Source organism: Actinomadura sp. HBU206391, from assembly GCF_014323665.1.
Lineage (GTDB): Bacteria > Actinomycetota > Actinomycetes > Streptosporangiales > Streptosporangiaceae > Actinomadura_C.
The window spans coordinates 79,915-98,955 of record NZ_JABVEB010000004.1 but is presented as its reverse complement, the minus strand read 5'-3'; the positions used below and the strand labels follow the sequence as shown (position 1 = coordinate 98,955).

Genomic DNA, 19,041 nt, shown 5'->3' with positions numbered 1-19,041 from the left:
GCAGCCGTAGTAGCCCATGCGGCGGTGTGTCAGCCGGTGTTGAGGGTGGCCCGGTAGCGGAGGCCGGTGCCCTGCTTCGCCCAGGCATAGTCGAGTGAGCCGTCGGCCTGCGGGGTCACGGTGACGGCTCCTCCGTCGGTGCACGGCTGGCCGATCCGGAGGGCCATGCTGAGCCGGCTCTGGGTGCCCTCGGTCAGGGTGAGCGTGCCGTTGCAGCCCGTCGGCGGCGGGTAGAGCACGGTCGCGGTGGTCCGCCCGCTTTGGAAGGTGACCTGGACCGGGAAACGCGCGCCCTGCTGGTTGACGGCCGTCCCTCGCCAGGTGCCGTGGAAGGCGGCCGGGACACTGTCCACCGGTCCTTGGTCCGATGCGGGGGCCGGGGCGCCCGAGCGGCCCTTGTCCACGCCGCCGACCAGCTGCGGCCCGAGAACCAGCATGATCACTACGGTCCCGGCGAGGACTCCGACGAACAGCGGGGCGGTAACGGCGCGCGTGCGGCCGTCCCGGGCCGCCGGTGAGCCTGTGGCCTTGGTCTGCGCCTCCAGGCCCGAGAGCCCCGGATCGGCGGCCACGAGGAAGACCGAGGCGGCGTTCCTGCCGATCTGCTCCGCGCTCGCCGATGCCGAGGCTACGAACGGTTTCGGTGCGGTCTACATCGGCCCGCTGAAGGCCTTGATCAACGACCAGTTCGGCAGGCTCGAAGAGCTGTGCGAGCAACTCGAGATCCCGGTGCATCGATGGCACGGTGACGTCGACGCGTCCCGCAAGGCGCGTCTCGTCCGGCAGCCCTCAGGGATCCTGCTGATCACGCCGGAGTCGCTGGAGGCGCTGTTCGTCAACCGTGGCACCCGCATGCCCACCATGTTCCGCGGCGTCCGCCACATCGTCATCGATGAGCTGCACTCCTTCATCGGCACCGAACGCGGCGCCCAGCTCCAGTCTCTACTGCACAGGCTTGAACTGGCCGTACGCCACACGATCCCGCGCATCGGGTTGTCGGCGACGCTCGGCGACATGAAGTCGGCGGCTGAGTTCCTCCGGCCGGGCGGCGGCGAGAAGGTGCACATCATCAGCTCATCGTCCGATGCCCAGGAGCTCCGCCTCCAGGTCAAGGGTTACCTGGACGAAGCACCTCGCCGCGGGCAGGAACGTGCGCCCGCTGACGAGCAGGGCGAGAACATCGCCGGGAGCGGCAAACGCGCGGTCGCCGATCACCTGTTCACGACCCTGCGCGGCTCCAACAATAACGAGTTCGTGCCGCATCACGGCAGCCTCTCCAAGGAGATCCGGGAGGACACCGAGGCTCGCCTCAAGGAGAGTTCGCTGCCGATGACCGCCATCTGCACCTCCACCCTGGAGATGGGCATCGACATCGGCTCGATCAAGTCGGTCGCACAGATCGGAGCGCCGCCCGGGGTCGCCGCGCAACGGCAGCGCCTCGGCCGGGCGGGCCGCCGGGGCGATCCCGCGATCCTGTGGATGTACGTGACCGAGCCCGAGGTCACGTCCAAATCCAGACCGCAGGACGAACTGCGCACCCAGCTGGTCCAGATCATCGCCGTTGTCAACCTGTTGCTGGGTCGCTGGTACGAGCCACCCGAGGCCGGCGGTCTGCACCTGTCCACGCTCGTGCAGCAGATCCTGTCGATGATCTCTCAGCACGGTGGCGTCATGCCACAGGACGCGTACCAGGTTCTCTGCGTGCATGGCCCGTTCCGGCACGTCGACCAGCAGCTCTTCAAGACCTTGCTGCGCGATCTCGGTGCGGCCGACCTGCTCCGTCAGGAACGAGACGGTCTCCTGCTGCACGGCCAGGAGGGCGAGCGCATCGCGAACCACCACACCTTCTTCGCGGCGTTCGCCTCACCGGAGGAATACCGCCTGGTCACCGGCGGACGGACTCTCGGCTCCCTGCCCATCGGCTACCCGCTGCTGGTGGGCGATCTGATGATCTTCGCTGGTCGCCGGTGGAAGATCGTCACCGTTGACCAGCGCGGCAAGGTGATCGAGCTGACCCCCGCCGGCGGCGGGAACGCCCCGCCCTTCGCGGGCGGCGCAGCGGATGTCCACGACCGGGTCAGGAGTGAGATGCGCCTGGTCTACGAGACCGAGGACATGCCGATCTATTTGGACGCCGGAGCTCAGCAACTGCTCACCGAAGGCCGCACCGCCTACCGGCGCCTGAGCCTGCACCAGACCTCCGTCGTCGGCTGGGGCAATGACACCCTGCTCGTCCCGCTGCGCGGAGACACGATCATGAGCACGCTCGCGCTGGCCCTGCACCAGCAGGACGTCTCGGTAGGCCATGAGGGAGCCGTTCTGATCCTGTCCGATACCGCGCCCCGGCAAGCGCTCGACCTGCTGGCGGCCCTGGCGGCCGGCCCGGCTCCAGAGGCGGAGGAACTCGCCGCCCTCGTCCCCGACAAGTTCCTGGAGAAGTACGATGACGTCCTCGGCGACGAACTCCTCACTACCGCCTATGCGGCGCGCAAGCTCGACGTGCCGGCGACATGGGCCGCGCTGCCGGACCTCGTCGCCGCCGCCGAGAGGACGACACCCGCCCATCACTCGGTGCAGGTGCTGACCAAGCCGGTGCGCCATGAGATCGGGTCGCTTCCTTACGCCGTCATCGACGTCGAAACCACCGGGCTTGACGCGTTGCACGACCGGATCGTCGAAGTCGCGGTCCTCCGGCTCGACCCCGACGGCACCCTCCGGCGGTCGTACACGACCGTCCTGTACAACGACACCGGACCGGGACCGACGCATATCCACGGGCTCACCGCCGGTGACCTCGCAGGCGCCCCGACCTTTTCCGACATTGCCGGAGACCTGGCCGAGCTGATCGACGGTGCGGTTCTCGTCGCGCACAACGCGACGTTCGACTCGGCCATGCTGACCACCGAGTTCGCCCGCACCGGGGCCGCTCCGGACGACCTGCTCGTCCTCTGCACACTCGACCTCGCCAGACGGTTCAGCCCTGGGCAGAGGTCCCTTGCACTCGCGTACTGCGCGGCGGAAGAAGGCGTCTCTATCGCACAGGCGCACACCGCAAGCCACGATGCTCAGGCTGCTGCGCAGATCCTGCTCCGATACCTGGACCGGGCCCGGCAGGCCGGTCACCGCTGGCTGGACGAGGTCGGCGCCATCGGAGAGCTGCCGACCAAGCAATGGGCTCCATGGACACCGAGCCGCCGACGCCAGGGACGGACACACGTCCCGGCCGGTCCACTGCGCCGGACGCTGCCGATCCCGATGCTGAACACCCGGCAAGAGATCGTCTATGCGGACCACGTTGCTCGCGTCGCGCTGACGCCGGAGACGTTCGCGGCGCAGATCCCTCTGCTCCGCGATACCGCGCGCAAGCTCGAATTGGACTCAGCCGACCTGCCTCGTATCCACCGCCATCTCGTGGACGCCTGGCGGGATTTCCCGAGTGATCAGACCTTGCTCCGCCGGCTCGATTCCCTGTGAGAGGAGATTGCTGCTTGTCGCCCGGCCTTCCATAGTTGCGTGGCCTGAGACGCGAAGTGGTTGAACAGGCCGTCGTTCTAGGACCGCTTCCCGTTGCGGGGGTCCATGTGGACTATTGGGCCGTACAGGCTAAGCGTCCGGTCGTGGAAAATGAGGTCGGCGGCCCGATGTGAAGCATTTCCAATGCCCACCGGCATATGCGCAACCGTGGTGTCGTATTAAATGATGGAACGGCGTTGTTGAGGCCTGATTTATGGCATGTCAAAACAAGGGGTCTTGGACGATGCCATGATTGTACCTCAGCGGCTTCGATCCCCGATCTCGGGCTCGCTGTTGGCGGCCGGCAATCGTCTCGGGCCCTCGTTCCGCAACGGCCATGACGCTGTTCCCCTCCTGGACGCGGCGATCTACAATGGCGCGCAGGTGCTCGACAGTGGTACCTACGGTGCCAGCCAGACCGTGTCTCACCAACTCCACAAATTGAGACCCAACAAGGTAACGCTCGATCTGTTGGTAGCCCAGGAGACGTGTCTTTGGGTCCTTGCCAGAGCCGCGTGTGCAGTCGTCACTCAGAAGTATGTGGACGTAGGAGAGCGGCAGATAAATTCCTGGACACAGGCTACCGGGGGCAATTCCTTCTGACTTTTGCGGCCAGTAGGCCAGTTTTAGAAAGCATGAGTCGGAGCCCATTCGCCAATCGCTCGGCTTCCGTGGGGGTCTGCTCCTGCTGGCTACCTCTTCGAGCTTCTTCAACTGGCCCCGTAGTTGTTTATTGACATAGATGGACTTCTTTCGGTCGAGGCGTTTGTACTGTAGGAGAACGAAACTCTCGGTCGGCTGGTGGTAGTAGATTAGATCGGTCCCGAGCCTGGCCTCAACGCGAGTGTTGTTGACATTGATAACCTCCAGGACGCGATGACTCTCATCACGGAGTACGTGAATGTCGCATCGGGCGCTGTCGCCCTGCAACCACGAACTCGTCATACCGAATGCGGTGGCTGCCTGACGAACATCATGATCAATCAAGCCGGCCTCGACAGGCTCCGGATGGAGTCCTGCGAGGTAGGGCGCGTCTCGTGACGCAGGCCTAAGCCAAGCCGCGAGGGCGGCAGAAGGCAGGCCTGCAAGCCGAGTCACCGTAGCAGCAGCGTCCTGCTGTTCCTGCCATGCGCGGTCTGCGGGGTCACTAGGGTCGAACACCGGAGGTGACGCGAGGGCACCCAACCAGTCGAGAAGCCTGGCCAACTCAGGGTGGCTCTCTCTCAGCTTCTTCTCGATCGCGCGCCAGAGCTTACGGCCGCACACCCCGACCCCATCAAAGGCGGCATGCGTATAAAATTCTTTCTGCAACTCGTCTGGAATGGCGGCGAGTAGGCCACCAGCCCCGTCGAACGGGACTTCGATAGGGAGCTTGCGGAGTGGATCCACGGTGATGCTTCGATCAAGGGCTCCCACAGTGCCGCGCTGCGTAACAGCGCCGATCCAGGAGAGGTTTCGGTATGTCAGATTTTCGGCAGATCCGTAGTTGAAGACCAGTGCGATCGCCGCGTCCACGGGACCCGCGAGCCGCAGGATGCTCTTAGGGAAAGCCTTTGTAAGCCGTTGCTTAACGAGGAGATCTGGTTGTATCCGGTCTAGCTCGTCCGATGCGATCGTCATTAGGTACACCATGTATGGCATCCAGCCTTTCGAAGGGCCCGGAGGGCTACGGCGGACCCCGCATGATGTCGATTGTCTGCTGGGGAAAGTATGTCCGTTTCTGCCGTGTCGGTGCTGAAAAGTATATTTTAAGTTGCAGTAAGGATGAGCGGCAAGGGCGCGTCGTCGTCAGGGGTACGGGAGTGGCATACCGTGTTGTCCGTCCGGGCGGCTGGGTAACTGCTTATCGCTGTCCTTGCTATCAGTCGACATGTGGCTCTGCGTTATTCAAGCCGTGGTCGATGCGGCGGCGTAGTGCTGGATGGATCTCGTAGGAGCCGAGATCTGCCGGAGCTACCCAGCGAACCTCGGACGCTTCATCGGTTGTGGCGGCCTGCCCGCCGGTCGGGCGGGCGTGCAAACAGACGTTGACCGGTTGGCGCACCTCGGTCGTCTTCTTGCCCTTGCGGTACTCAATGACGTGCTCCGGCGTGGTGAACACCCCGACCAGGCCCGTGATCTGGATGTCGACGCCGGTCTCTTCCTTGCACTCGCGGACTCCGCACTCACGGATCGTCTCGTTCTTCTTTAGGCCGCCGGTCGGGATGGTCCACAGGTCGTTGTCGGTGCGGCGGAGGAGCAGCACACGGCCGGCCTCATCCCGTACGAGCGCGCTCGCCGATGGCTTGCGGCTCGTCGGCTTCGGAGCGTTCGGATCCTGCCAGTAGTCGATGCGGCGGGTCCTCTTGGGGCTCATGCCTCATCACCGTCCAGCGGGCGGGCGGACGCCCATACGCGCTCGAACGACTCCAGGTAGGTGCTGAAGTAGGCGCCGTCGACCCGGCGGATGTGCATGGTCGGCGTGTACGCGGCGAGGATGCCGTACACGTGTGAGTTCACGATCATCTCGTCGTCGAATCGGTAGACGGAGTTGTACAGCGGGGTGTCGTGCAGCCGGATCGCGACCAAGCCCGCCAACGGCTTGTAGTAGGCCAGGACGGCGGCGACCCGCCCCGCGACACCACCACCGATTTGCTTCTCCGTGTCGCGGGAGACCAACTGCTGCCCGAGCGGATCGCCGATGAGTAGCCGTACGCGAACACCGGCCTCCGCGCGAGCCCGGAGGAGCGGGATCCAATCCGGATGCTCCTCGGTTAGGAAGAGACCGGCGTACGCGAGGTAGTCGACGTTCCGCTCCGCTTGGCGCAGGAGCTCGGTCCACAGATGCTGAGGTACGTCGTTGCGGCGGGGCCAGGTCGAGACCAGCTCGGCTCCTGTCAGAGAGGACTTGTCAACTGACCCGGGCCACAGGTAGGTCTCGTCCTCCTGCAAGATCGCCGAGATGCGGTAGCGGGTGCGGGGGTAGGGAACGACGTCTCCACGTATCCACCGCTCCACACTCTTGACACTCACCTGGGCGGACTCGGCCAGAGACCCGACGTCCAGACCGCGGCGAAGCATTGAGCGGCGCAATCGCTCGTTCATGCGGGCGATGGTGCCACCTGGACACACCTTGAGGCATGTCCGTGACGGCTAGATGTCGGTAGATGTCTAGCGGTGTCATCGCCATGGGTCGACTACACAGCGGATTGTAGAGGTCGCTTAGAGCAGACATCGAAAGGTGGGCGCGGTGCCGGTACGTGAACTGCGGGAGCCGCTGCGACTGTACTTGTGGACCCTCATAGCGCCTCGCGGCGTCTCTAGCGGACCCGGAGCACTTGGGGTGACCGACGAACACGCTCGCGCCCTGTCCCACGTTTGCGAAGCGCTGCGAATCGCTCCGATCGGCACGCGCGGACTGGTTCATCGAGTGGCGTTCAGCTTTTCCCTGCCCGCCTACGTCTACGAGGGTTTGGTAGCACGGTGCCGGATCGACCCGGGCAGCAGCGCGGCGGTGTGGGACGAAATTACCCAGCCGCCTTCATGGGGAAATCTCGGTCCACTGTTCACTGACCCACCCGAGGTGCTCGGCGACGCGATCCCACCAGAGGCGATCTCTGGCCTGGCCGACCAGATCCAGCAGGGGCGGCTCCAACTGTGTGGACCTGTGACGGACGTCGCCGACGAGGGCGGACCGCAGCCATGGGCGTGATGTGGCACATGATCGTGGGCGCGCCGACTGGCGCGGACGGCGCGCCCGCTTCAACGTCTCGGGCAGGGGAAGGCCCGGACGACGTCGTACGGCCTGGTGGTCGCCGGAGCAGACGTACCAGGTCGTACGACTCCAGGCCGGCGCGGCAGTGCGGAGATCTCGGCCTTACGCCCCCGGAGGTCGTATCCCGCACCGCCGTGCCGGCCACTGGTGAGAACTGGCGGCAGGGTGTCCGCACAGCGCTGGTCCGCTGGCTGCACGGGCGCCCGACTGTCCACCTTCAAAAAATGGCCAGGGGCAGAGCCTGGCCAAGCCGACGAAAGGGTCCGAGTGTGAACCCGGCATACGAACTCCACCTGCTTAGAAGGCAATTTCCCACTGTCACCCTGTGGTTCGGTCAGGCGACTCGCCACTACTGGGCATTGGTCGGCGACCAGCTCATCGAGGCGGAGACTCCTCAACAACTCGCCAACGCGATCATTGCCGCGTATGCCCGTCCGCCGCTTCCAACTGCGATGCCGGGTGCTGCCAGACCGAATTCCGGCCAAGCAGTAGCGCAGTTAGCGTCCCCGGTGGTTGTGGCGCCTCATGCCGTTGCGCCCGCGAGACGACACCGCCAACCAGGGTGGCTTGGAGCATCTCGCATGGTCGATGGGACATCGCAGCGGCGCATCGGATCTTGGATCCCTTCCACACTGGCGGCGTCAGGGTGAGTCGTGGACCAGCGTTTGACGTCGGCCGCACTGAGCACGACGTGGGCGCTCTCTGGCTCGCACGAGAAATTTTTCCTGGCGTCGCTGGTTCGGTGGCGGCGGTTCGCCGCTTTCTGCGCGATGCGCTGGGGACCGACCACCCGGAGATCCATCGGATTGAGTTGTGCGCCAGCGAACTGGTCACCAATTGCATCATCCACACCGCCTCCGGTAGAGGGGGCCACGTCCTGGTTGCCCTGGAAGTGCATGCGGACCGAGTGCGTGTCCATGTGGTCGATGAGGGTGGCGCCGACACCGAGCCACAGGCGCTGCGGAGCGGCTTCGCGGAAAGCGGCCACGGCCTCCACATCGTGGAGGAACTCGCCGATGCCTGGCGTACGCAACTTGAAGACGAGGGCCGTACGACGTGGTTCGACATCACATTTTGACTGGTGTCGTTGGCGCAGGTAGGGCCGTTAGAGCGAACGTGACCTACGGCGACGTCTGCTCGTTTGCTGGAGGTGGCTCCTCTCGGTGGAACTGCCCGGCAGGAGTTCCGTCCTCGTAGATGCAAACAACACCGTGGCTATGCAGCAGCCTGACCAGATCAGCAACCGGACGCGTCGGGAAGAGAACGGCGCGCTGTCTCGCTGAGTTGACGAAACGGGAATAATCCAAGATCTGGCCGAGGGCAAGTCGGACGTAAGGACGAGCAGCTGAACTCTTGGCTTCGATGAGCTCAGACCTCGTCTCGTCATATAGGTCTGTGGTCAGGGCGGATCCAGGTGTTGGCAGAGAGATTCTCTTGCGAGTCACTTCGCAACCCTGCTTTTTCAACCACTCCACGTATCGCTTGACGAGGCTGGCTTCGCGAAGTTTGGCTTCTCTGGACCCACCCAGCTGGTGCACCAGGACCGATTCCGCTTCGTCCGTCAGGTCGATGTCATCGACCCGCAGCTGCCCAGCGGGCATCGGCTCATCGAGCTCGACTGGCGAGCGAGCACCTCGAAGACGGAAAACGATCACCTTCCGCAGGTCGCCATGCTTGTCGGTGGATTCGCCTTCATAGTGTGGCTGTCGCTCATCAAGGCGGTACTCGCCCAAGTACCTCAGCTTGCCGGAACTCACGCCCTTGAAGAGTTGAAGCCTCAGATCGAGCTGCCGATGGTCCCGGACTTTGAGGTTGCCCTTGATGAACTTCTGGTCGCCGTCCTGGCCCTCGCCCGTGTAGTGATACGTGCCGTCCTCGTGAGGGCCGTCGTAGATGTAGCCGTGCTCGTCGCCAGCGGAGGTATCGAACAGCAGTATGTCCGGCGTTGCCTTCGGCGTGGCGATGCCCCCATATCGCTGTCCACGGCCCTGCCCTTGCGAGTCACTGCACCGAGCGTGGACTTCATCCCTGCTCAGGACCTCATCGACCCTGATCCGATTCCATGACATGCCGTGACTCTACGTGCGTAAGTTATAAATCGGGCATAGTGACCCGCGACAGATCTGAATACCTGGTCTCCCTGGTACATGTGGAACTTCGCTGCACGATCTGTCGGAGGTCGGGCATAGGTTGACCCACTATGAGTGACCTCGCGCCCGGGCTCTACGAGCACCCCGTGACCCAGGAGTTGGAGCATCGCCTCAGCGTGGTCGACACCGACCTTGTCAAGCTTGGCCAGATCGATGGTGCGGACGCGCATGAGGTTCTAAGCCGGCATCTTGACCTCCTGACCCGTCGCGCGCTCAAGACCGTTGGTGGTTCGGACTCAGGAGCTCTGAAGCGCCAGGTGGAAATCGCGAACAGCATCGCCTTGGCGATTGAACAGCTGGTTCCAGACGCAGTGGGTCCTGAGGATCAGCTCAAAGACACGGGCGATGTGCTCATGGCCATTGCCGAAACCCGAGCACCAACGGGCGAGGTGGTCTTCCCGCAGCGCCCAGAGGTTCCACTCGCAGACAGCGCATTGCTGGTCAACGGTCGTGGCCAGCCGCGGATCGGTCACGAGTTGGCACGTGAGCTCGCCTCCGCAGACCGCGTGGATCTGCTGTGCGCCTTCATCAAGTGGTACGGCGTGCGCACGCTGGAGAAGGAGATCGCAGACTTCATCAACCGGGGTGGCGAACTTCGACTGATCACCAGCACGTATGTCGGTGTCACTGAGCGAAGGGCCCTAGACCGGCTGCACGAGCTGGGCGCCAAGGTCAAAGTCTCGTACGAGACCCGTACGACACGGTTGCACGCGAAGGCATGGCTGTTCCGCCGGCACACGGGTCTCTCGACGGCTTACGTGGGCTCATCCAACCTGTCAAAAAGTGCGTTGATCGATGGGCTTGAGTGGAACGTACGCCTGGCCGCCGCCGGGCAACCGCACCTGCTGGACACCTTCACGGCGACCTTCGACGAGTACTGGTCGGATCCGGAATTCGAGGACTACGACCCCAAGCGGGACGGAAGACGGCTCGAAAGCGCGCTCGACCAGGAACGCGGCGGCGGAACCGTAGTCGGCGGGGACGTGCTGATCGCCCCCTTCGATATCCGGGCGTACGGCTATCAACGCGAGATCCTCGACGAACTCGCTGCCGAGCGCGAGGTCCATGACCATTGGCGCAACCTCGTCGTCATGGCGACCGGCACCGGCAAGACGGTTGTCGCGGCCCTCGACTACCGACGGCTTCGCGAAGCCGGCTTCGACTCATTGCTATTCATCGCGCATCGCGATGAGATCCTGCGGCAGAGCAGGGCCACCTTTTGCCAGGTGCTCCGTGACGGTTCGTTCGGCGAGGAGTACGTCAACGGCCGCCGGCCAACGGAATGGAGACACGTCTTCGGGTCCGTCCAGTCGCTCGCCAAGCTGGACCTTGAGAACCTCGACCCGGAGAGGTTCGACGTTGTCGTCGTCGACGAGTTCCACCATGCGGCCGCCCCTACCTACGCTCGCTTGCTCAACCACCTCAAGCCCAAGGTGCTGATCGGCCTTACAGCTACGCCGGAACGTGCTGACGGACAGGACATCAAGCACTGGTTCGACGATCGGATTGCGGTAGAGCTTCGGCTGTGGGAGGCGCTGGAGCGTAACTTGCTCTGCCCCTTCCAGTACTTCGGCCTGCACGACAGCACAGATCTCTCGGGCATCACCTGGAAGCGCGGGCAAGGTTACGACCAGAAGGAGTTGAGCAACCTCTATACCGGCAACGATCAGAGAGTCGCTCTAGTCCTGGAGGCCGTGCGGGACAAGGTCAGCGATGTCAGACGGATGCGCGCACTCGGGTTCTGCGTGAGCATCGAGCATGCCGAGTACATGGCCCACTGCTTCAACAAAGCCGGGATCCCGGCCCGGGCCGTAACATCGAGTCCCGATTCTGCTGATCGCCGACAGGCTCTCGGGGACTTGCGGGATCGGAAGATCAGCGCGGTCTTCACCGTCGACCTCTTCAACGAGGGGGTCGACGTACCCGAGATCGACACGGTTTTGTTCCTCCGCCCGACTGACAGCGCGACGGTGTTCCTTCAGCAGCTGGGCCGCGGGCTTCGGCTGGCCGAAGACAAGGCCTGCCTGACTGTGCTGGACTTCATCGGCAACCAGGATCGGCGCTTCCGCTTCGACCTGCGCTACCGGGCGCTGACCGGCACAAGTCGGCGCGAGCTCGGCCGGCAGATAGAGCAGGGCTTCCCGTACCTGCCGGCTGGATGCCATATTGATCTCGATCGCGAGGTCAGCCGCCTGGTGCTCGCGAACGTGCGCCAAGCATTGCGGATCAACTGGAAGGGCTTGGGCGCAGAGCTGAGCTCGCTCGGCCACTGTTCACTGCCCGAATTCCTCACCGAGACGGGGCTGGAGCTCGAAGATCTCTACAAGGGCAGTCGCCTGGGATGGGTTGATCTCCGTCGCCTCGCTGGACACGAGAGACGACCGAAGAGCCCGGTAGACGAGAAGCTCAGCAGGGCGTACGGACGCATGTTGCACATCGACGACCTGGAGCGACTGACCTTCATTCAGGAAGTCATGCGCATGCCCCGTCCGCAGGCTCCTCGCCAAGTGCGTGAGAGCCGGCTGTTCGCGATGCTTCACGCGGCGCTCTGGGGTGGGGACGAGCCCAACAGTGCGATCGAGGAGAAGTCGCATGCTCTGTGGGCCGATCCTGTACGCCGCGAGGAACTCATTGAGATCGCAGATGTGCTCCACGAGCGGATCCGCCGTGTGACACCGGCGTGGGACGAGTCGAGTCCTGTCCCGCTCCACCTACATGCGCGCTACAGCAAGAATGAGGTCCTGGCTGCTTTCGGCGTCGACCGCCCGGCGAACATGCGTGAGGGCGTGAAGTGGGTCGAACAGCACAAGGCCGACCTGTTCTTCGTGACCATCAACAAGTCAGAGGACAGCTACAAGCCGACAACGATGTATCACGACCGGGCTATCACTCCTGAACTGTTCCAGTGGGAGTCGCAGAGCACGCTGCGTGAGGCGACGCCCACGGCCCAGCGCTACATCAACCACGTTGAGCGCGGCTCCACCATCCACCTCTTCCTTCGTAGGTCCAAGAAGGAGGATGGCTGGGGTGCGCCGCCGTATGTCTATGCAGGACCTATGACTTACAAGGAGCATGACGGCGAACGCCCCATCCGCTTCCTCTGGGATCTTGAGCACGAACTCCCTGCCGCCGTCTTCCACGACTCAAAAGTCACGAGTGGTTGAGGGGCCTCCCTTGATCGAGTAGCCGAGTACTGTCTCGCGAAGGTTGGAGCTGGGTCGCAACAACGTTTACGCTAAGTGACTACATTGCTGTCACGTTATGTGACGAGCCAAACTTGAGCTACCTGACCTCAGGCGCTCAGTGGGTAGACCTGGACCATGATCAAAATTGTCAAAGGTCAGGCTTCAGCGTCAGTCGGCCATGAGAGCGTCGTTCAGGCGATTGCCCCCAGATTGGGGGTGGCATATGAGTCGCCGTGAGTTTGCACCTCAGTGTCACTCTCAGGCGCGTAGCTTTGGGCTGCTTTGTCCGCTTTATAACTGTTTAAGAATTTACTGAACAGTCGGGCGCTGGAGATTCTTGTTGGCCCCAAGAGTTGCGCTGCATCGATATGGGCCGTTCGCGGTCATGGCTTCTGGCAGTTTGGCTGCAAGTAAATGTGGTGAGCGTTTGCTTAATATTTCGACTAAGTGTAACTCTTCGCTCTTGGAGGTCTGTATCGACTTCGGTTGCATTGAGCATTCTGTTAGTGGTTACCGCTGTGCGGTAATTTGCGGTTCTAAGATAACCCAGTTAGAGCTATAGATTTCTTTCAATGCTTCACTGTGTACTACTTGTGAGATCATTGTTCTGTGAGCCGTTAAATCGGGTGGCGCTGCGATTTGGCTTGGCAATGTAGGTCGCAAGTATTTTATTGTGTGGCTATGCAGAGGTTCTAGGTTTCTTTGCCGTAGTTATCTTGTAGTTAGTTCCTCAACCCCGTCCCGTCTGTCGCCCGTTGGGTTTACTATTGAGATACGAAGAGGGAGTCCACGGGCTTCGCCTCGTGAACTCCCTCTAAGTGCCATGGGATGTTGGGTGCGTCCGCTTCCCACGGCGAGCTGTGCGTCTAGGCTATCTGATGTCGATTTTGATGGTGGCGCAGAGCACCCGGAGGCGGTGGCGCGCGTGCGCGCCCCGTCTCCGGGGCCAGGGCAGGCTGATCATTAGCATGAACACGCTACATTTCCTTCCTCGATAAGGCATCCCCTCTTCGTGGGGCTGCATGCTACGAAGCATGGCACGCGTATCGCGCGAGCACCTTCAGATTTCGCAAAATAGAGGACCCTTTCTAAGAACGGCTAGAAACGGTTCTCCTCGGGCCTGCGACGGTGCTTGCTTAAACCGCCAGGTCAGATCGCCTTTGCTGTTCCGCCCTCTCGACTTTCCCTCGCGACATACATCCCGCAAGCTCTCGATGGTGCCCGGCTAGCGAGCGAATCTGCCGGAGGGCCAAGGATGCGGCTCTCGCTGACGCGTCACCCCGCTGGCTACGGAACGTAGTTGACGGGAAGATCGCGACGAAACCTCCCGAGCTGATTGTCGCGGACAGTTATCGGTCTCGTGTGCCTTGGTTGGTATGCCTGCACGCCTGATCTCCGAGAGGATCGGCGGATGGACTCTGCAGCCCCCGGTAACCGGACCGGGGCGGTGCTGTCGTTGTAATCCGCTCAGCCTCGTCCGCGTCACCGGGCTGCCCCGGCTACGGACCCTCACCGCCTGCTTCGGCACGATCGCCGACCCGCTCGACATCGCCGAGCTCACCAGCCTGAGGTTCCCTGAGCTTGGGCCGGAGGAATGGGGCGTCCTCCTCGACGCCGGAGCCGTCCCGCGCAGCCTCTCGGCGGCCTCCGTCGCGGCGCCGGGCACCTGCTCCCGATCGTGGCCATCGCCAACGAACTCCTCGCCCTGTGGGACCGCCCCGATCACCCAGACCATCCTCGAAGGCCACCTCGGTCCGCGGCGTAGTTAGCGGTGACGTCGATGTTCAACGAGTGGGATAGCAATATGACGCAGACGATGAGCACCGGAGTTCCACGCGATCTCTGCTGTGTCAGAGCCCGGCCGGGGTTCCCCCACGGCAACAGGACGGCTGCGGCGATCGCGGCCTGGGGTTAGGGGGATTCAAGTGGGTGCGCCTGTGCTGCTCGATCCGCTCGCGTGTTCTGAGCTGACGGTGTTCCCCTTTGATCCCTACGTGCTGGTCGAGTACGAGGACGGGGCACGGGTGTGGTCCACTCGGGGTGAGCTGCCTCGGCCGTGCGGGGGACCGCTGCCGAGCGGGACATCGTTTCCCTCCGTCGCCGCCGACGGGTCCGCGGCCGTACTCGAGCTGGATCTGCGCGGTGGCCGTAGCCGTACCTGGGCACCGCCCTGGGACCGGCCCGCCGCCTGGACGCCCATGGGCGAGCGACCCGAGCGGCTCGCCTCCCTGGAAGTCTGCATGCTCGACGGGCGCCGCCTCCTCGTCGTAGGTGGGCTCGACGGGAGTGCCTCGGTGTGGGATCTCGATGCCGGGGAGCACCGGCTCTTTCCTGCTGCCAACGATCACTCGCGGCCGGTCGAGCGGGTCGTCACCGGAGGGCCTGAGCAGAAGCCCCTTGCCGTGCTCGGCACGTCCGGGTGGGGCTGGGACGACTTCACGATGTCGACCTTGGAGTTCTTCTTCGCCGTCGTCTATGACGTGGCTCTCGGGCGGGAAGTGTTCCAGGTCCCCTGTCTGGACGTCGACCTGGTGTACGCGCTCGGGACGGCCGGCGCGTAATGGCTCCTGGCCGTCGCCACCGAGGACGAGGGCACTTGTGCGGAGCCCGCCCATGTCGTCCGGCTGTTCGATGCGGTCACCGGGATGCCCATGGGCCGCCGCCTGCCTCCCACTGGTGATGTCGTAGCGCTCGCGGTGGGTGAGTGCGGGGGACGTCCGGCGGTCGCCTCGGCGGGGCAGAGGGGCGGCATCACGGTATGGGACGCCCTTGCCGGCCGGGTGACACTGCACACGCGACTGGACACGGAGGTGCGGGATCTCGCGATTCTCCCTGGCGGAGACATGCTCTTGGCCACCGCGACGGGGCTGTACCTTCTGCCCCTCACCGCATAGCGCGTGGGCTTGGCTGAAATGAGCCCATCCCCGTCGAGGAGTACTGCGGAACCGGCCAGGCCTGGACCTATCGCTGAGGGTTGTACGCCCGCCGTCACCTGACCGCTCATCGCGGTCACACCGCTCAGGCGGCCGACATGCCGAGGCCGTCGAGGGATTCGCGGGCCGCGGCCACCCAGTGTGGCGCGCCGAGCCGCTCGGCCAACGCGACCGCCCGCCGGTAGTGCTCAGCGGCGTCGGCGGGACGGTTCAGGAACACGGCGAGGTCCCCGAGGACGTGGGCGACCGGCCCGATCGTGGCGGCAGCGGTGGCGCCGCCTGCGATCTGCCCCTCGTACGGCAGCAGTCCCTCGTACACCTGGCCCGCCAGCGTGCGGTCGCCGAGCGCGATGGCGCGCATCCCGCGCAGTGCCATCACCAGGTCGTAGAAGTAGTCCAGCCGGACAGGGCCGGCGTTCGCCACCACCTCCCGCGCCTCGGCGGTACGCCCGGCGGCGATGAGCACCAGCGCGTAGATGTCCGCGGCGACGCTGACATGGCGCCACTGCTCCCACCCCCACCGGGCGTCCTCGACGAGCTCGCCGGCCCGGCCCTGGACCAGGCGAAGGCAGAAGATCCCAACGAGGGCCATGCCCGGCCCGCTGCCCCAGGTGCCGGTCCGGCCGATGGCCTCGCCGGCCTCCGCGTAGGCGCGCTCGGCCTCGTCGAAGCGGGCGGCAATGGCGTTCCGCACGCCGTCGAGCCAGCTCCCGATCAGCGCCAGCAACGGCAGGTCGTACTGTTCCGCCAGCCGGCGACCTTCTTCCATGTGCTCTGTCGCCGCGTCGAGGTCCAGGCGCGCGACGGCCGTCTCCTGCAACTGCAGGTGGGCGAGGACCGCGTAGAGACCGAGGTCGTGGGCGGTGGCCAGCTCCAGCAACTCCGTGGCGAGGCGCCACCGCTCGGCGAGCCCGTCGGCGGTCCGGAAGGCGTTGAGGAAGCGCCCGTTGAGGGCGACCGCCAGCAGCTCGGTGTCGCCGATCCGCCGGGCCGTCTCCAGCGCCTCTCGCGACGCCTCGTCGCCCCGCTCCGTCTGCCCGCCCTCCAGCTCGATGGCCAGGGTGGTGAGCAGCCGGACCCGCAGCTCGCCGGCGTCGGCGGGCAGCCCGGCCAGCGCCTCCTCAGCGGCCTCGACGACGTCGTGGCCGAGGGTTCCGTACTCGCGGTTGGTCCAGAGCATGGGTACGTCGAAGCTGACGATGACCCGAGCGAGCAGCTCCACATCACCGAGGGGCCGGGCTGCCGCGATGGCCGCCCGCCGCCGGTCCCGGGCACGCATGACGTCACCCGCCAGCGCGGTACCACGGATCACGGCGATCTCGAGTTCGAGACGGTCCCGGAGCCCGCCGATTCCGGCCGCGCGCATGGTGTCGGCGGCCCGTTCCCACAGCACCGCCGCGGCCCGGTGGGCGAAGCGGGCCTCGGCCGCGGTCGCCGCCAGGCTCGCGTAGCGGACGGCCCTGTCCGGCGCAGTGCCCGCCGCCAGGTAGTGGTGGGCGATTGCGGCGATGTCCTGCGGGTGCTCTCCTTCCAGAACCTGGGCCACCCTCGCGTGCAGCCGGCCCCGGCGCGCCCGGGAGAGCTCCGCGTACAGGGTGTCGCGCACGAGCGCGTGCGCGAACCGCACGCGGCCGGCCTCCGGCTCAGTGACCAGACCGGTGACCAGCCCCGCCTCCACCGCGTCGAGCACGCCTTCCTCGTCGCCGCCGGAGAGCTCGATGAGCACGCCGAGATCGGCCTCCAAGCCGACCACCGCGGCGAGCCGCAGGATCTTCTGCGCCGCCTCCGGCAGCCTGGCCACCCTCCGCCGCAGGACGTCGCTCACCCCCGCGGGTACTTCGGAGGTGGCGGCCAGCGCACCCTCCGAGTCGAGCAGCCGGGCGGTCTCCCGGGCGAAGAACGGATTGCCGCCGGTCCGCTCGGCGATGGTGACCGCGGTGGCGTCGTCCACCGGGGAGGTGCACGTGGCGCGCACCAGCGCGGTCACCTCGGCGGCGGCCAGACCGCCGAGCTCGATGCGCAGCGGTTCGGACCGGGCGAGCGCGGCCACCGTGTCGGCGAGCCGGTCGGAGACCTCGGAGGACCGGAACGTTCCGACGACGAGAACCGGCCGCGCGCGCACCCGCCCCGGCAGCGTTGCGAGAAGAGCGAGGGTCTCCTCGTCGGCCCAGTGCAGATCGTCGAGTACGAGCAGCAGCGGTGCCCTGTCCGTGAGCCGGGTGAGGTAATCGCCCAGAGCACGGTGCAGCCGGAACCTGGCCGTGGCGATGTCCCCGTCACCGGCGCCGGTCCCGGCGTCGTCCAGCAGCGCGGCGAGCGTTCCGGCGAGGTCGTCGTCCGGCGGGAACGAGGCGGAGAGCTCCCGTAGCAGCTCGGCCCAGGGCCAGGCGGCGGGAGCGCCGCCGGTCTCCGGTACGCGGCCCCACCCGACCGTCCAGCCCCCGTCCGCCAGATCCCGGGCCAGCCGTTCGGTGAGCGCGGTCTTCCCGACCCCCGCATCGCCGCCGACGAGGACGACGCGACACCGGCCGGCCATCGTGCTCCTCGCGGCGCCGGCCAGGTGGGCCAGCTCGCTCCGCCGCCCGAAGAAGACCTCCGCCGTCTGCGGAGGCTCCGACGCCGGCTGAAGCGACGGCGTCGTCAGGCGGAGCGACGGCGTCGTCAGGTGGGGCGGCGTCGTCAGGTGGGGCGATGGCGCCACAAGGGCACGGTCGCCGGACGGGGCGTCCAGCTCGGGCGCCTGAGCGAGGATGCCCACTTCCAGCCGTCGCAACGCCGGGCCGGGATCGACCCCGAGCTCCTCGGCGAGTGCCGCCCGTACCCGGCGCAGCGCGCCGAGCGCATCGCCCTGACGGCCGGCCCGGTAGAGCGCCAGGGCCAGCAGCCGCCAGGCGTCCTCACGCAGGGGATTGGCGGCGGCATGGGCCTCCAGGTCCGGCACCGCCTCGACGGCCGCCGACAGCCGCAGCATGGCCTCGGCACGGCGCTCGACGGCGATCCGGCGCCGCTCGTCCAGCCGGGACGTCTCGGCCGCCGCCCAGGGCAGGTCCGCGAACTCGGCGTAGGCGGGGCCGCGCCACTCCTTCAGCGCGGTCTCCGCCCGCTCCCGGGCGGCCGTCGGATCGGCGGCCTCCAGCAGTTCCCCCGCCTCGTCCAGCAGCACGTCGAACCGCCAGGCGTCGACGTGGTGGGCGGGCAGCCGTAGCGCGTATCCGGGCGGGGAGGTGACCAGCACCTGGGCGGGCGTACGGGGCGGCCGGTCGGGCTCGAGGGCGCGCCGCAGATGGGAGACGAACGACTGGATTCCGGCCAGTGCCCGGGGCGGCGCCTCGGTCGGCCACAGATCCTCGATGAGCCGATCGGCCGGCACCATCCGTCCCTGTTCCGCGACCAGACGGGCCAGCACCGAACGCTGACGAGGCCCACCGAGGTCGGCGGGGACCCCGTGGAGCCGTACCTCGAAGGTGCCGAGCACGCGCACTGTGGCCACCATGTCCCGGCCAGCG

General features: G+C 65.7%; 12 protein-coding genes. 6 read left to right on the top strand and 6 right to left on the bottom strand.

Annotation, left to right across the window (positions count from 1 at the left end):
- Positions 1-29: 29 nt before the first annotated feature.
- Positions 30-572 (bottom strand): hypothetical protein, encoded by a 543-nt coding sequence (locus HKK72_RS03975; RefSeq protein ID WP_187232848.1) that lies wholly within the window; start codon positions 570-572, stop codon positions 30-32.
- Here HKK72_RS03975 and HKK72_RS03970 point away from each other — a divergent pair.
- Positions 529-3,474 carry a DEAD/DEAH box helicase gene (locus HKK72_RS03970; RefSeq protein WP_187232847.1) on the top strand — a complete coding sequence of 982 codons (2,946 nt, stop codon included), beginning with the start codon at positions 529-531 and terminating at the stop codon, positions 3,472-3,474. The two genes, HKK72_RS03975 and HKK72_RS03970, sit on opposite strands and share 44 nt — an antisense overlap.
- A 261-nt stretch (positions 3,475-3,735) precedes the next feature.
- Here the strand turns inward: HKK72_RS03970 and HKK72_RS03965 are convergent, their stop codons facing one another.
- The 3 genes from HKK72_RS03965 to HKK72_RS03955 all read right to left on the bottom strand — a co-directional run bounded on the left by HKK72_RS03965 (position 3,736) and on the right by HKK72_RS03955 (position 6,597).
- Positions 3,736-5,133 carry a hypothetical protein gene (locus HKK72_RS03965; RefSeq protein WP_222720295.1) on the bottom strand — a complete coding sequence of 466 codons (1,398 nt, stop codon included), beginning with the start codon at positions 5,131-5,133 and terminating at the stop codon, positions 3,736-3,738.
- A gap of 241 nt (positions 5,134-5,374) precedes the next feature.
- On the bottom strand, positions 5,375-5,869 hold the full coding sequence (locus tag HKK72_RS03960; protein WP_187232845.1) for an NUDIX hydrolase: 495 nt from the start codon (positions 5,867-5,869) through the stop codon (positions 5,375-5,377).
- The gene (locus HKK72_RS03955) at positions 5,866-6,597 is read right to left on the bottom strand and encodes a helix-turn-helix domain-containing protein (RefSeq protein WP_222720294.1); all 732 of its coding nucleotides are present in this window, start codon (positions 6,595-6,597) and stop codon (positions 5,866-5,868) included. The genes HKK72_RS03960 and HKK72_RS03955 overlap by 4 nt, the downstream gene beginning before the upstream one ends.
- 238 nt (positions 6,598-6,835) lie before the next feature.
- On the opposite strand from HKK72_RS03955, the gene HKK72_RS03950 reads away from it, so the two are divergent.
- Positions 6,836-7,204 (top strand): hypothetical protein, encoded by a 369-nt coding sequence (locus HKK72_RS03950; protein ID WP_187232844.1) that lies wholly within the window; start codon positions 6,836-6,838, stop codon positions 7,202-7,204.
- A gap of 754 nt (positions 7,205-7,958) precedes the next feature.
- Complete coding sequence (locus HKK72_RS03945; RefSeq protein WP_187232843.1) at positions 7,959-8,345, top strand: ATP-binding protein; 387 nt, start codon at positions 7,959-7,961, stop codon at positions 8,343-8,345.
- A gap of 43 nt (positions 8,346-8,388) precedes the next feature.
- Here the strand turns inward: HKK72_RS03945 and HKK72_RS03940 are convergent, their stop codons facing one another.
- Positions 8,389-9,336, bottom strand: coding sequence for a hypothetical protein (locus HKK72_RS03940; protein WP_187232842.1), 948 nt, complete (start codon positions 9,334-9,336; stop codon positions 8,389-8,391).
- A 131-nt stretch (positions 9,337-9,467) separates the two neighbouring features.
- Here HKK72_RS03940 and HKK72_RS03935 point away from each other — a divergent pair, with 131 nt between their 5' ends.
- The 3 genes from HKK72_RS03935 (at position 9,468) to HKK72_RS03925 (ending at position 15,163) form a co-directional block, all read left to right on the top strand.
- Positions 9,468-12,581, top strand: coding sequence for a DUF3427 domain-containing protein (locus tag HKK72_RS03935; RefSeq protein ID WP_187232841.1), 3,114 nt, complete (start codon positions 9,468-9,470; stop codon positions 12,579-12,581).
- Positions 12,582-13,978: 1,397 nt separating this feature from the next.
- A complete protein-coding gene (locus tag HKK72_RS03930) occupies positions 13,979-14,371 on the top strand; it encodes a hypothetical protein (RefSeq protein WP_222720293.1) in 393 nt (130 codons plus the stop codon).
- A gap of 156 nt (positions 14,372-14,527) precedes the next feature.
- Positions 14,528-15,163, top strand: coding sequence for a hypothetical protein (locus HKK72_RS03925; RefSeq protein ID WP_187232840.1), 636 nt, complete (start codon positions 14,528-14,530; stop codon positions 15,161-15,163).
- 457 nt (positions 15,164-15,620) lie between these two features.
- Here the strand turns inward: HKK72_RS03925 and HKK72_RS03920 are convergent, their stop codons facing one another.
- Positions 15,621-19,028 (bottom strand): AfsR/SARP family transcriptional regulator, encoded by a 3,408-nt coding sequence (locus tag HKK72_RS03920; RefSeq protein WP_187232839.1) that lies wholly within the window; start codon positions 19,026-19,028, stop codon positions 15,621-15,623.
- Positions 19,029-19,041: the final 13 nt, after the last annotated feature.